We start from the raw sequence: 15328 nt of genomic DNA on the forward strand, positions 1-15328 counted from the left end.
CATCACGAATATTTAATAGCCTGAAGCAACTAAACCCTAACCGGGTATTTTATCTTTCTCGAAAACTTGTCGCTTTTCAATCGCCAAACGTGTCACTTCTTTGTTTAAATCAGACAGTTTTCCACACGCAAAACAAAGTTCAGCCAGTAAAAAGAGTGGGCCAATTAACAACTGATTTAAGTCATCAACAAATGCAGGCTTTGCCTTCTCATACCCATGACCAATAAATTGAAATATCCAACCGATAGCAAAAGCACCAATTGCTACAAACCACTTATGATCCATCGACGAAAGAGCAAGAGCACTATAAATAAGCGACCCGAATAACAAAAAAGCCACCAAAGCTAATGTCGGTGACAAGATAAAATAATACCCCAAGATCATTAATGAAATAATTGTTAACAGGTTTACCTTAATATCTGTACCGGTAAACGTTACCGTAAACTCTATAGAAGATAACATTAATGCTGCAGCCCAAATGATCAATGGAATGCCTACCACATGTGTCCATATATTTTTGTGATTTAAATGCACACTTTTATACGTTGAAAGCTGCGTAGTTAACGATTTCATGATAGCACCTAATAATTATACATATGTACTAAATTATAATTAATGCATTATTAGGTCAACTTAGTATGGTGAATTTTTACTGCCGCTTTTATCTGGTATGGTTTAACATAGTCAGCAATTGTAAATAAAAAAACGACACTATGACCAACTCTATTAATGTAAACCAAGATGAAATAGCCAAATTTGAAAAGGTTGCGCAATTTTGGTGGGATCTCGAAGGTGACTTCAAGCCGTTACATCAAATAAATCCCATTAGACGTCAATTTATCATTCAGCATGCGCAAAACCTATTCGATAAAAAGGTGATCGATGTCGGCTGTGGCGGCGGAATTTTAGCGGAAAGCCTAGCAAAGTTAGGCGCAAACGTAACAGGTATTGATATGGGCGATGAACCTCTTAATGTTGCAAAGTTGCATGCACTTGAATCAGGTATTAATGTCGAATATTTAAAAAGTACTGCAGAAGAGCACGCCGCTAAACATACAGCACAATATGATATTGTGACTTGCATGGAAATGTTAGAGCATGTGCCTGATCCGGCTTCTGTCATTGCCGCCTGTGCAAAAATGGTTAAACCAAAGGGTTTTGTTTTCTTTTCAACGTTAAACAAAACAACAAAAGCTTATTTATTAGCCATTTTAGCGGCTGAAAAAATATTAAAAATAGTCCCTGATGGCACACATGAGCATGACAAATTTATTCGTCCTTCGACATTAATTGATTGGGCTGAATCACATGAGTTAACATGCCTCGATGCTGCAGGTATCCATTACAACCCTATCACTGAAAATCATAAATTAATTGATTCATTAGACGTAAACTACATTCTATGCTGTCAAAAGGTGAGTGAATGAAAAACAATAAATACCAAGGCGTACTTTTTGATTTAGATGGTACGTTATTAGACACCGCGAATGATTTAGGCGCGGCATTAAATTATGTGTTATCACAATTTGACTTACCCACAGTAGAAAAGCAGGTATTTAGACCCGTTGCTTCTGATGGTGCTCAAGGTCTACTTGCATTAGGGTTTGCAGATAAAATCACTGAATATGATCAGCCAGCCCTTCGTCGTATGTTCTTAGATTATTATGAAGAAAATTTAGCCGCTGAAACATGTTTGTACCCTGAGGTACCAGAGTTACTTCAAGCGCTTAATGAGCGTGATATTCCGTGGGGAATCGTTACCAATAAGCCAGAATACTTAACCACACTATTGTTACCTAACTTTACAGAATTTACACACAGTAAAGTCATGATAGGCGGTGATAGCCTTGCGGAACGAAAGCCTCATCCATTGCCACTATTACACGCTGCAGAGCATATAGGTGTTGCACCTGAACAATGTTTGTACGTTGGTGATGCATTAAGAGATATTCAAGCAGGCAACGCTGCAAACATGTCAACAGCAATTGCTCAATGGGGGTATATAAAAGAACAAGATAACCTTGCTACTTGGCAAGCTAAATACATTAGCGCATCCCCTGAAAAATTATTATCGATTATATAACAGACAACCTGTTCAAGAAAAAAACAACTAATGTAACTAATTGTTTTTATTGATAAGTTATTTCTATATTACTTTTTGTAATATGGGAATAACTATAAAACCTAAAATAAATCTATTGGATAAAAAAAACAAAAATAAAGATTGCCTTTTACAAAAAAGCAAATCAATTACTCTTACTAAGTTAGTTGTTACTAACAAAAGAATTTGTCAAAATTTATCAAGTAAATTTATGTTTTTTTTATGCTTGCAATGAAGCTCAAACCTCATTATCTTGTGATTAGTTTAGTGCTCACCCCCTAGATATTGTGTATTGAGTATTTTGATGCACCGTTGTGAGCTTACAGTCTAAAAAATTAAAAAAACAAAACACATATACAGGTTTTTCATGAACAACAACCTTTTTGTCACCAAGCGCAACGGTAAGAAAGAACCCATCGATTTAGAGAAAATTCACAAGGTAATTGCCTGGGCTGCTGAGAATTTAGAAAATGTCTCTGTTTCACAGGTCGAACTGAAATCTCATATCCAATTTTATGATGGTATTAAAACGGAAGATATTCATGAAACCATCATAAAATCTGCCGCAGATTTAATTTCTGAAGAAACACCCGATTACCAATATTTGGCCGCTCGGTTAGCTATCTTCCATTTACGTAAAAAAGCCTATGGGCAATTTGAGCCACCAAAATTATACGAACATGTGGTGAAACTTGTTGAGTCTGGTCGTTATGATCAACACATATTAGCTGATTATACCCCAGAAGAATTCGAAGCAATGGAGCAATTCATTGATCATCGTCGTGATTTAAACTTTAGTTACGCTGCTGTTAAACAACTTGAAGGTAAGTATTTAGTACAGAATCGCGTTACCGGAGAAATTTACGAAAGTGCACAATTCTTATATGTATTAGTGGCCGCATGTTTATTTGCAAAATACCCTGCCGAAACAAGACTGAGTTACATAGAAGGCTTTTACAACGCCATTTCTACCTTTAAAATTTCATTACCTACCCCAATAATGGCTGGTGTACGTACACCTACTCGTCAGTTTTCTTCATGTGTATTGATTGAATGCGATGATAGCTTAGATTCTATAAATGCCTCTTCTAGTGCCATTGTGAAATATGTATCACAACGCGCAGGTATTGGTATTAATGCTGGCAATATTAGAGCACTAGGTAGCGCAATAAGAAACGGTGAAGCATTCCATACAGGTTGTATACCGTTTTACAAACACTTTCAAACAGCCGTAAAAAGCTGTTCACAAGGCGGCGTTCGCGGCGGAGCAGCTACGCTATTTTATCCTTTATGGCACTTAGAAGTTGAAAGTTTACTGGTATTAAAAAATAACCGTGGTGTTGATGAGAACCGCGTGCGTCATCTTGACTACGGTGTTCAATTCAACAAATTGATGTACCAACGTTTAATAAAGGGTGAACACATTACGTTGTTTAGTCCAAGCGACGTACCTGGTTTGTACGATGCCTTTTTCGCAGATCAAGATGAATTTGAAGCGTTATATGTAAAATATGAAGCAGATGAGTCAATTCGCAAAAAACGTATTCAAGCCATTGAACTGTTTAGCTTATTTGCTCAAGAACGTGCAAGTACCGGCCGTATCTATTTACAAAATGTGGATCACTGTAATACACACAGCCCGTTTGAACCAAGCCAAGCACCTATTCGCCAGAGTAACTTGTGTCTTGAAATTGCCTTACCCACGAAACCTTTAAAGGATATTAATGATCCTGAAGGTGAAATTGCATTATGTACGTTATCAGCATTTAATTTAGGTGCTATTGATAGTTTAGATGAGCTAGAAGAACTTGCTGATTTAGCAGTACGAGCATTAGACAGCTTATTAGATTACCAAGATTATCCTGTTCCAGCTGCATACAATGCAACCATGGGTCGAAGAACACTTGGTATAGGTGTCATTAACTATGCTTATTATCTCGCTAAAAATGGCGTGTACTATTCAAATGGCAGTGCAAATAACCTAACTCACCGTACTTTTGAAGCGATTCAATTTTATTTATTGCAAGCATCGAATAAGCTTGCAAAAGAGCAAGGTGCTTGTCCTAAGTTTAATGAAACACGCTTATCTCAAGGCATTTTGCCCATTGACACTTACAAAAAAGAGATCGATAAAATCACCAATGAGCCGTTACAGCTAGACTGGGAAACGCTACGTGAGAACATTAAGCAATATGGTGTGAGAAACTCAACGTTATCAGCCTTAATGCCTTCTGAAACATCCTCTCAAATATCTAATGCGACTAATGGCATTGAACCACCGCGAGGTTTGATCAGTATTAAAGCAAGTAAAGACGGCATTTTAAAACAAGTTGTACCTGAGTACGCCACGTTAAAAGATAATTATGAATTACTTTGGAAGATTCCAAACAACGAAGGTTATTTACAGCTTGTTGGTATTATGCAGAAGTTTATTGATCAAACTATCTCTGCTAACACGAATTACGACCCTTCTAAATATGAAGGTGGTAAAGTGCCTGTTAAACAAATCATCAAGGATTTATTAACTGCTTATAAATTAGGTGTTAAGACACTTTACTACCACAATACCAGAGACGGCGCAGCTGATGGTCAGGTAGAAGCAGAAGACGATGACTGTGAAGGCGGTGCGTGTAAAATCTAAGTTTTAATAGCCACAAGCAATGTGGCGATTATTTAACGGTAATATTTCTGAAGAATTTAACGAAGCAGCTTACTGAACAATAACACTAAAAGCTGCTTCAAGGAGCAATAAATGACCTATAGTACCTTTAACCAAGTTCCCAATAACCCATTGCTAGAACCAATGTTTCTGGGTAACAGTGTTAATGTTGCACGCTATGATCAGCAAAAGTTTTCCGCGTTTGAAAAACTGATTGAAAAACAACTTTCATTCTTTTGGCGTCCAGAGGAAATTGATGTATCTAAAGACCGCTCTGATTGGCAAGGATTGACCGATTCAGAAAAGCATATCTTTATTTCCAACCTTAAATATCAAACGTTACTTGATAGCGTAGCCGCTCGCTCAGTTAACGCGGTATTATTACCGATTGTCTCTTTACCTGAATTAGAAACTTGGATTGAAACGTGGGCCTTTAGTGAAACCATTCACTCTCGATCATACACACATATTTTACGCAATTTATTTACCGACCCAAGTGAAGTATTCGACGATATTGTTGTTAACCCCGCAATATTAAAACGTGCTTCTAGCATTGCAAAGTATTTCGATCATGTCATTGTGACAACGCAATTAATGCAAGCGCAAGGTGAAGGAACCTACGAGGTTGAAGGCAAGCAATTAGAAGTAAGCATGCGTAAGTTAAAAGAACGCTTATTTCTTGCTATTTGTTCAGTAAACGCGCTTGAAGCCATTCGCTTTTATGTGAGTTTTGCCTGCTCTTTTGCATTTGCAGAACGTGAACTTCTTGAAGGAAACGCTAAAATAATCAAGCTTATAGCTCGAGATGAAGCGTTACATTTAACTGGCACACAGCATATTTTAAATAATTGGTTTTCTGGCAAAGACGATCCAGAAATGAAAGAAATTGCTCATGCATTAAAAGATGAGGGATTGCAAATATTTTTAGATGTTGTAGAACAGGAAAAAGAATGGGCGCAATACCTTTTCAAAGATGGCTCAATGATCGGGTTGAATGCTCAAATATTAAATCAATATATTGAGTATATTAGTAATCAACGTTTAGCCGCCATTGGCTACGATATGCCATTCTCTATTAAAAGCAATCCACTACCCTGGATGAATGCTTATCTTGTTAGTGACAACGTGCAGGTTGCACCACAAGAAACTGAAATCTCAAGTTACTTAGTTGGCCAAATAGATTCGGCTGTTTCAAGTGATGATTTTGATGATTTTGATTTGTAACATATCTCTAATACGCCATAGCTTTCTTTGCTATGGCGAACTGCCCTACTTTTAATATGTCTAAGCCTCCTGCTAAAATCGTTACTGCAAATCAACAAAACATTGAATATCAAGATCAAGATAAAACCCTGTTAAATTGCCTAGAAAAACACGATGTTGAAGTACATTATCACTGTAGAGATGGCTTTTGTGGTGCATGTCGAGTGACATTAAAAAAAGGCCAAGTGTTATACCCTCAAGGAGAACCTTTAGCCTTTGTTGGTGACAACGAAATTCTTCCCTGTTGTTGTATCCCTGCTAGTAACATTGAAATTGAAATTGATTAAAATTTATCGCCTAACTTAGCAGATATACCGCCAACAACAATATCGAGTTGATCCGCTACCGGTGAAAATAAAGCGTTATACTCATCAGAATTATGTTCATTAATCGCCACATCTAGGTGTTTACAATACTCATATAAGCTCATTGCACCTATTGAACACGAAACCCCTTTTAACGTATGTACAAGTGACTTTAGTAATTCGTAGTCGTTATTTTCAATGGCCTGCGCGATCTTTTCTTTATCTTTGCCATGATCTTGACAAAACATCACCAAAATCTCTTCAAACAGTTCTTCGTCACCTAAAACATTATTCACACCAACTTCATATTCAATCCCTGGGTATTTCCCTTGCTCAGTATCACTGGTTGCTGAATTAGAAGCTGACAATTCATCGCTTGTATCATCAATCATCATGGTATTTGTATCACCTTCTATATTTTCGTCTAAAATGGTTTGGTTTCTGCCAGATTGTTTAGCGTTATATAATGCGTTATCCGCCACATGTAATAACTCATCGAATGTCATAGACTGTATGTTTTGGCAAGTAACTCCAATGCTTACCGTAAGTGTAAATTCTTTGATGCCGTCTTTATACTCAACTTTCATTGGGTATTTTTCTAGCATCGTTCTACATCGCTCACATGCAAGGTAGGCATCATCAATTTCTGTGCCTGGCATACATACTGCGAACTCTTCACCGCCTACCCTACCGACAATATCATAATCACGAAAACAATCTTTGAGAATAGTAGCAAACTCTTTAAGTGCAATATCGCCAGCTTCATGACCGTAAGTATCATTAACCTTTTTAAAATAATCAAGATCAAACATTGCAAGGGAAATTGGCTGATGCTTACGTTTTGCTTGACTGATCACTGAACTTACCAATTCCTTAAAGCTACCTCTATTATGCACTCCCGTTAAACTATCAGTTCTCGCCAATTGCTCAAGCTGCTTAGTTTTTTCCATAAAGCGTAATGAGTTTCTAATTCGTGCAAGTAACACGCTTGGAATATATGGCTTTGTTACATAGTCGTCAGCACCATTCTCTAATGATGAAACTATCGCTTCTTCTTGGCCTGAGGCAGATAACATAATCACAGGGATATTTTTAAAAGCGCGGCTATTTTTAAGTGTTTCTAAAAACGTTAGCCCTGACATTGCTGGCATGTGCATATCTAATAAAATGAGATCAACATTTAACTCTTCCAATAATGATAACGCTTGCTCACCAGACTCTGCTGTTAACACTTCATACCCGGATTCAGACAAATCAAAGGCTAAAAGCATTAAAGTGTCTTTGGCATCATCCACCGTTAAAATCGTATATTGATCATCTTTACTCACATTTGATCCTTTAGCTATGTGCAATAACTTTTAATTTCAATAATACTACAACGTATATCATTGTCTAATATTAACTTACTTATCATTTAGTTGCTCGCACAGTACTTTATATTCGTTTGCTAAAGTATCGACAAGCGTGTTAATTTTTTGGATATCCTTTTGCTCAGCCTCTGATTCAATGACTGTCGCAAGTTTACCAAGTTTATTCGCGCTTAAATTAAAACTACTTCCTTTAAGCTTGTGAGCTAATCCTTTCAATTTATCAAAATCTTTAGCTTTGGCCGCGTGGTAAATCTCACTAATTAAATTAGGAGCTTCAGCTAAAAATAAACTAATCAGTTGCTCTGCCAAGCTAGTATTGTGCCGAACCCGAGCATAAAATTGAGATTTCGCCCATACTTCATCACTCTCATTCGCGTCTTCTACTTCTTTTTGGCTCTTATCAGCAAGTTGATTTACAGCGTTATTCTCTAAGGTATTCACCGTAAGTCGTATTTTTTGATCTTCTACACCTAGCCAATGGCAAAGCTTTTCTTGCAGTAATTCAGCATCAACGGGCTTTGCAGCATAATCATTCATACCCGCGGCTATACATTTTTCCATATCGCCTTTCATAGCATTTGCGGTCATGGCAATAATCACAATCTCTCGATAATGGTCTCCCGCTTCGCCGTGTCTAATAGCGGCAGTTGTCTTATAACCGTCTAAAACCGGCATTTGACAGTCCATAATAATGACTTCATAAGGAGCATCATCTGGGCAATGCCGTAATAAATCTAACGCTTCTTCACCATTACCCGCTATGTCGGCTGTTAAGTTTATATTCGATAACATCCCTTTAAGAACAACCTGATTGATACGGTTATCTTCAACCACCATAATTCTGGCTTGTCTAGGCTGGCTAACCTCCAATGACGTTTTATGCATACCAAGTAATTTTGTTTGTGTGATAATTTCGGTTTCCTTTACGTTGGCTTTATCATTCGTAACAATTGCTAACACGTTAAACAAGTCTGCTGTGGTGGCCGGTTTTGGAAAATACGCAGCGAAGCCTAACTGACTAAAGTATGCTGCATCGCCTAGCTCACTCATTGAGGTCATCATAATGAGTGGAATATCCTCACCTATTGGGTCTTGCTTTAATTTTTTACCAAGCATTGCGCCATCCATTTCTGGCATTTGACCATCGAGTATTGCCGCTGAAAAATAGCCTTTAGCAGTTTTCGCCACTATAGATAATGCTTGTTTTCCACTGGTCGCTTCAATAACAGTAGCGCCCCATTGCTCTAATTGCCCTTTCAATACGACTAAGTTAGTTGTATTGTCATCAACAATTAATATTTTTTTATCGGAAATATCTTTATCAGGTAAAACAATGGTTGATTTGTTGCTTTTCGCTAAGCTAATACTGAAAGAAAATGTGCTCCCCCGACCTTCAACAGTCTTTACACTTACACTACCTCCCATTAATTCACACAGTTGTTTAACGATTGCTAAACCTAAACCCGTTCCGCCATATTTTCTTGTCGTGGATGCATCTACCTGAGTAAAAGAATCAAAAAGCGAAGATACTTTTTCAGATGGAATACCAATACCAGTATCTTTAATATCACAGTGTAACATTAGCCCTTTAACATCATCTTTAATAGAGGCGCGAATCACAACTTCACCTTTATTCGTAAATTTGATCGCATTACCGACTAAGTTCGTTAAAATTTGTCGCAATCTACTGGGATCACCTATTACAACCGAATGCTCCACATGCATCAAATCAAGAATTAATTCAATCCCTTTTTCTTCTGCCTTAAATGCCATTGATTCAGCAAATTCCCCTAATTGGTTGCGTAAATCAAAATCAACAAGCTCTAATTCTAATTTACCCGCTTCAATTTTAGAAAAATCCAAAATATCATTAATCAAGGTTAATAACGATTGTGCGCTTGATAAGGCTAGCGTTACATAATGTTTTTGCTTGGTCGACAATTCACTATTTTCAAGCAAGCCTAACATGCCTAATACACCATTCATCGGTGTTCTGATTTCATGACTCATCGTTGCTAAAAATTCGGATTTTAGTCGTAATGAGCTTTCTGCTGTTTCTAACGCAGTTTGTTTTAATTGTTGAAGTTTAACTTGCTCAGTATTATCTTGATTAGTGCCAACAATATGAGAGCGTACACCTTTCGCATCGAAAAATACCTGAGCATGACCTTCAATATACTTTTCTTCGCCATTATCCAATACTATTCGATGCCTATAGTGTAATTCCTGCCCTTCATTGGACAGGTTTTCCAACATTCGGTCGACCGTTGCAATGTCATCAGTGTGCACTCGTTTGTACCATGCGACTCTAGCTGATTGATACTTAGTGGGGTCAATATCAAATAATTGATACATGCGATCATCCCAATGCAATTGCCCGGAAATTAAGTCAAGCTCCCATACCCCTATTTTAGGTGCTGATAACGCAAAATTAAGCCGCCAAACCGCGTTCTTAGTTTCCGATAACATTCGTTTTCTCTCAGCATCAATTATTTTTACTTCAGTAATATCTCGAATCAAGCCGGTATAAATTGCACCGTGTTCAGTCTTTACTTCATTAACACTCAAGTGCATGGGAAAGATTTCACCATCTTTCCTCAGTGCTGGAAGCTCTCTACCTATACCGATGATGTGCGCAATATTAGCACGAGCATACCGCGATAAGTGCTCATCATGTGAATGTGCGTATTCCTCTGGCATTAACATTGAAATATTTTCGTAGATCACTTCATTTTCTGTGTAACCAAACATTTTCTCTGCAGCATAATTAAAAGAGAGTATTAGGCCTTTATCATCTATCGTGATAACCGCGTCAATAATTGAATTTAATATCGCTTGTAAGCGCAATGATGTATTCTTTGACTCGACCATAAGGCTGTATTGACGCTGATCTTGTTCTTCTGCAGTTACAACTAAATTATGAAAACTTCTCGCTAAAACACCGAGTTCATCTTGTTCAGAAATAGGTAAATGACCATCTACTTGCTGTTGACGAAACGACTTTGCGTAATTAGTCATTTCGGTGAGTGGTTTACTTAACTTTTTACTCAGGTAAAAAGCGACAATAAACCCCAGGCAAGCTAACCCTAATGAGAGAAAAATTGCATGGTTTTTAATCTGGTTAATGCGGTTTAGGTAATGTTCATTTCGGTTCTCCAATAACAGATGCAATGGCGGTAAATTAGGGTACGTTGACAGCGTTATCGGCGAATAATACGCCACACTAGCATCGCTATTCTCTTGGTGATATTCGTGAATTTCAAATTGATTAGTTAACATCCGTTGTTCATAATCATTAATTGGGAATGCAGTAAACTGCGACGCATTTTTTGTGTATGAATTTATTAATCTTCCATTATTATCAGCTAAATACATAGGGATTTCAGCGAGAATATCCTTTTTAAGCGTTTTGATATATCCTGAAAATTCGATGTCGATAACGACTATGCCTATTAACCTATTAGACTCGCCAAAAATCGGCATAGCAACATAGAAATAGGCCAATCGATTATTTCTATGTTGCCCATCAAATTCTACATGGGAAAAAAACAGCTCTTGAGTATTCATGTCTAAAACGTCTTTTAAGGCATCAAGTTCTAAATTGTTGGCAAGTTCTGCTTGGGGGATAATCCTGACACGGTCTTCATCACGTAAAGCACTCAATATGACATTTACACTTTCGCCCACTTGAAGTATTGAAATTTTCTTATAATAATCATAAGTATCCAGACGTTGTATCATTAAGTTGGATAAGTAATGCTGATCGCGTTCTACTGCTTTTATTGGCTCACTAAAAGAGTTTTTAGTGATATTCGTTGTTGCATCTATTGATGAAATAAAAGTCACATCCTGTTCTGCTTGTTTAAACAACTGAAGTATTAATGGTGAAATAACGTTAACTTTCAGTGCAAGTTCGTCCATTTCTTGTTCTATTAATACATTTCGGCTTTCAAAGTAGAAGACTAAACTACTCGCTAAAGAAATAAACAAAACAAAACAAAAACCTACCAAAGGTAACTTAATCGTTAACGGGTACTTCACTTCTCCAATTTCAATTTTTTCAGCTACATCTGATTGTGATTTTGGACTCATCATCTTCACTTTTCAACACAATTAACAAGGTAATATATCCAACAGTGTTTCGCTTTACACAACACGAATGTCATCTGTAATAATTTAAAGTATGAAATGGCCATGCACCTCGTTGTTACCTATGCTCTTTGAGAAAACTAGCAAGTTCTTTAGCGTTAAATGGCTTTCTTAATACTGGGTAATGCCACTCGTTATTTTCCTCTGCGATATAACCACTCATCGAATAGACTTTAATATCAGGGTAAATTGTTGCTACCATGTCAACCGCTTCTCTACCTGATAAATCTGGTAGGATCATATCGGTAATAAAAATATCATATCGTCGTTTATCGTTTAGTTTTGCTTCTAATTCAACCTTGTTGGTAACAAATTCAGTGTTTGCTCCTTCGTCCTCTAAAAATAAGGCAACAAACTCTGCAATACTCACTTCATCATCTAATATCAGAATTGATTTTCCTTCGATTCCTATATCATTTTGATCCTCTTTAACAAGGTTGTTTTTCCCATCTAAAAATTTACAAGGAAATAATAAGGAGAACTCTGCACCTCCTAAATCACACTCACCAGCTACCTGTACTTCACCATCATATTTATACATGGTGCTATAAACATTTGCTAAACCAATTCCGTTGCCTTTATTTACAGATTTACTGCTATAAAAAGGATCAAAAATTTTAGATAAATTTTCTTGCTTAATACCTACACCACTATCTTTTACACGAATGCGCAGTTTATTATTATCGATTATGTTTACGGATAACTGAATTTCTCCATTAGGGCTTTTCTCTCTTATCGCATCTTGTGCATTTAATACTACATTTAACAAAATGTTAATAAACTCTCCTTGAGGAAACATCACAACGCACTTAATGTCGCTATGTTCAACATTAAACGTAATCGTATTTAATAATAATTGCTTGAAGAGGTATAAGTTATCTTCAATTTCTTTAATTGGATCAAATTCAACAACTTTAACGGTAGGTTTTCGTGTAAATGCGAGTAACCGTTCTGTTACCGTTTTACCTTTATCAATCGCATTTTTTACGCGATCAATATATTTTGATATATCACCCTCACCTTTTGCCGCTTTTAACTCCAACATTTCTGTTGCTCCGAGCGCAACACCAAGAACATTATTTATATCGTGTGAAACATTACCAAAAGTGTTACCTAATAATGCTAACCTATTACTAATAAATTGCTGTTGGTCTTGGCGAAACTTCTCCGTTGTATTTTCTACTATCCAAATATAAATGCCTTCATCGGGTTCATAGGTTACTGACAGGGAAAAGACGGAATTATATTTATCAAAACTAATATCTTTTTCTATAACTTGACCTTTTTCCTTCGCTAACCGTTTATAGTATAAATAGTCTTTGATACTGAAATTAATATAGTTAAACAGCACTGCATTTTGATTACCCATTTGTGGAGATAAGTCTTGATAAACAACATTGTCTTTATCATCGATAAAAAAGATAGGTACGGTAATGGTATAGTTGACAAGCGCTAATAGTTTAAGCTTTTCAAAAACTTCTTCATTTTTGGTAATGTCTCTAAAAACGCCATATATCGCAACGACGTCACCTTTTTCATTTGTTTCAATGTCACCAATCACTTCTACCTTTACTTTTTTACCAAGTGTGTGAATTATCGAACTTTTGAAATGAAAGCCACATTTGCCTTGAATAGCTTGATTAATAAAGTGCTCAACTTTTGGACGTTCGCTTATCTCGTAAAAATCTATAGCTGTCGCTAAAGTCGGAGAATACTCTTGTTTGTTAACGCCATGTATTTCATAGATACCGTCAGACCAATATACCTGCTGTTTATTTAGGTCTAGACGCCAATGTCCCGACCTAAAGAGTTTTTCAGATAACTGTAAATAACTACTTTGCCGCGTTGGAACACGATTATTAGAAACTGGTAAGATCTTAGTTAGATAAAGAATTGCGTCAATTTCGCTATGTGTCACTTTAATCGAACAGCTTACCGATTGCGTATTTTTGTTGATAATAGCAATTGTTGGATCTTGATCAGCGTTCTTTTCTAAATCGCCATTCAATAATTGCTCTAGGTTATCAAAACCGCTTTGAACAAATTGCTCTATATAAAGCCCTTCTATTTCTTGCGAAGCATAGCCAGTTAATTTTTCAGCAACATGATTACACTCAATAATGCGTGCTTGAGTGTTAACACGAATAACAGCATACGGAATACTTTCTAGATTCAGCTGTGTCATTAGAACAACACATCCTCATCATTAAATTCGTTGTGAACTTCTTCCTCTTCTTCTGAACGATTAAGCGCTTTTAACTCATCAACCTTTTCTAATGCGCCATCCAGCAAATTTGTCACTTCGAAAAAATTCACATCGTCTTGCGTATGTTTTTTCAACGCATTATGAACAAGGTCAGTTAAATACTCTTCTTGTTCAATGGTCATATCTAAGACATGAAAACTCAAACCAATACTTTGTACTATTTCATTCATCACTTCTTGGTTATGGTGTTTAGAGACTTGAATCATTTTCTTTGTTTTTGACACCGCCTGCTGGATTTGTTCTTGCACGTTGATAAGCGACTCCTTGTAAATGAGGAACTCCATTCGAGCACCAACACATTCAATAACAGAAGCAAAAGCATCAACATAAATGTCAGTGTCTATACTATCTTCTTCTAGGTTTAATACGAGGATAGACACTAAAGGATGATTAAATATGGTTCGATTACCAAACCGATGTAACCTAGGTTTTATCTTCAATAGCTCCATCACGCTCTTTTCAACAGGGGAGCAAAAACCATTGGTTGAGTTAAAGTATTCAGCCTCTTTATTAAGAGGATAAAAGGCAATACAGCCTTTTAATGACATGGTATAAAAAAAAGAAAAGATTTCATCACGAATTTTTTCGATTGAAAAACAGCTATTTAATCGAGAGGTAAGTTGCATACAAGCACCGTATTTTGATGCTTGCGCCATAGACACATTAATCACATGTTCCTTTGATGATATCTCGTGCTCAAATCGGCTAATTTGCTGTTGATAGGTGATCAATTTCTCAAGCTTATTGGTCAGCGCTAACAAAGAAATAGGTTTTGCTAAAAAATCATCTGCGCCGCACTCCAGACCTTTTAAAATGGCTTCTTCAGTAGCTAACCCCGAATACAGAACAAAGGAGCGAGCGACATTACCTGATGCGGTGTGATTTTTAATCCATGCAGAACCTTTCTCCTCACCTATGTTTTCATCGACAAGAGCTATATCAAATACATGATGGTCTTTAATAATTGATTCCGCCTGAGTCAGCGTAGCGGCAATTGAAACTTGAAAGGTACCTTCAAGTGCCTCTGCTAATAATTCCAAATAATTGATGTCGTCGTCAATAACTAACACTGTAGGCTTAGACATTTTAAAACTCCCTTTTTATTCACTGGCATTAAAGTAAAAATAAGCGATAAACACATAATTTACAGGACTATTTACTGAACCTTACGTTACCTCAGTATAGTCAATTTAAATTGTTTACATTGATAGCATG

Annotated in this window: 10 protein-coding genes; 5 read left to right on the forward strand and 5 right to left on the reverse strand. The window is 36.7% G+C overall.

All coding sequences use genetic code 11. The annotated features are described in order from the left end of the window. Positions 1-36: 36 nt before the first annotated feature. Positions 37-573 (reverse strand): Mpo1 family 2-hydroxy fatty acid dioxygenase, encoded by a 537-nt coding sequence (locus QUE72_RS10220; protein WP_286268827.1) that lies wholly within the window; start codon positions 571-573, stop codon positions 37-39. A 140-nt stretch (positions 574-713) separates the two neighbouring features. Between QUE72_RS10220 and ubiG the strand changes: the two genes are divergently transcribed. The 5 genes from ubiG to yfaE all read left to right on the forward strand — a co-directional run bounded on the left by ubiG (position 714) and on the right by yfaE (position 6310). Further along, entirely contained in the window at positions 714-1427 is a 714-nt protein-coding gene (gene ubiG / locus QUE72_RS10225; RefSeq protein ID WP_286268828.1) for a bifunctional 2-polyprenyl-6-hydroxyphenol methylase/3-demethylubiquinol 3-O-methyltransferase UbiG, read from the forward strand. After that, positions 1424-2083 (forward strand): HAD family hydrolase, encoded by a 660-nt coding sequence (locus QUE72_RS10230; RefSeq protein WP_286268829.1) that lies wholly within the window; start codon positions 1424-1426, stop codon positions 2081-2083. Before ubiG ends, QUE72_RS10230 begins: the two co-directional genes overlap by 4 nt. A gap of 385 nt (positions 2084-2468) precedes the next feature. Next, complete coding sequence (gene nrdA, locus QUE72_RS10235) at positions 2469-4742, forward strand: class 1a ribonucleoside-diphosphate reductase subunit alpha (protein WP_074499294.1); 2274 nt, start codon at positions 2469-2471, stop codon at positions 4740-4742. 111 nt (positions 4743-4853) lie between these two features. Beyond that, positions 4854-5984, forward strand: coding sequence for a class Ia ribonucleoside-diphosphate reductase subunit beta (gene nrdB, locus QUE72_RS10240; protein WP_286268831.1), 1131 nt, complete (start codon positions 4854-4856; stop codon positions 5982-5984). Between the two features lie 32 nt (positions 5985-6016). Continuing rightward, positions 6017-6310 carry a class I ribonucleotide reductase maintenance protein YfaE gene (gene yfaE / locus QUE72_RS10245; protein ID WP_254849583.1) on the forward strand — a complete coding sequence of 98 codons (294 nt, stop codon included), beginning with the start codon at positions 6017-6019 and terminating at the stop codon, positions 6308-6310. Here the strand turns inward: yfaE and QUE72_RS10250 are convergent. From QUE72_RS10250 to QUE72_RS10265, 4 genes are all read right to left on the reverse strand, one after another. Next, complete coding sequence (locus QUE72_RS10250) at positions 6307-7656, reverse strand: diguanylate cyclase (protein WP_286268834.1); 1350 nt, start codon at positions 7654-7656, stop codon at positions 6307-6309. The genes yfaE and QUE72_RS10250 overlap by 4 nt on opposite strands. 75 nt (positions 7657-7731) lie before the next feature. Next, positions 7732-11793: a response regulator gene (locus QUE72_RS10255; protein WP_286268844.1), complete on the reverse strand. Its 4062-nt coding sequence runs from the start codon at positions 11791-11793 to the stop codon at positions 7732-7734. A 112-nt stretch (positions 11794-11905) separates the two neighbouring features. Next, positions 11906-14032 (reverse strand): hybrid sensor histidine kinase/response regulator, encoded by a 2127-nt coding sequence (locus QUE72_RS10260; RefSeq protein WP_286268845.1) that lies wholly within the window; start codon positions 14030-14032, stop codon positions 11906-11908. After that, a complete protein-coding gene (locus QUE72_RS10265; RefSeq protein WP_286268846.1) occupies positions 14032-15198 on the reverse strand; it encodes a response regulator in 1167 nt (388 codons plus the stop codon). The genes QUE72_RS10260 and QUE72_RS10265 overlap by 1 nt, the downstream gene beginning before the upstream one ends. Positions 15199-15328: the final 130 nt, after the last annotated feature.

This window comes from Thalassotalea hakodatensis (genome assembly GCF_030295995.1).
Taxonomy (GTDB): Bacteria; Pseudomonadota; Gammaproteobacteria; order Enterobacterales; family Alteromonadaceae; genus Thalassotalea_C; species Thalassotalea_C hakodatensis.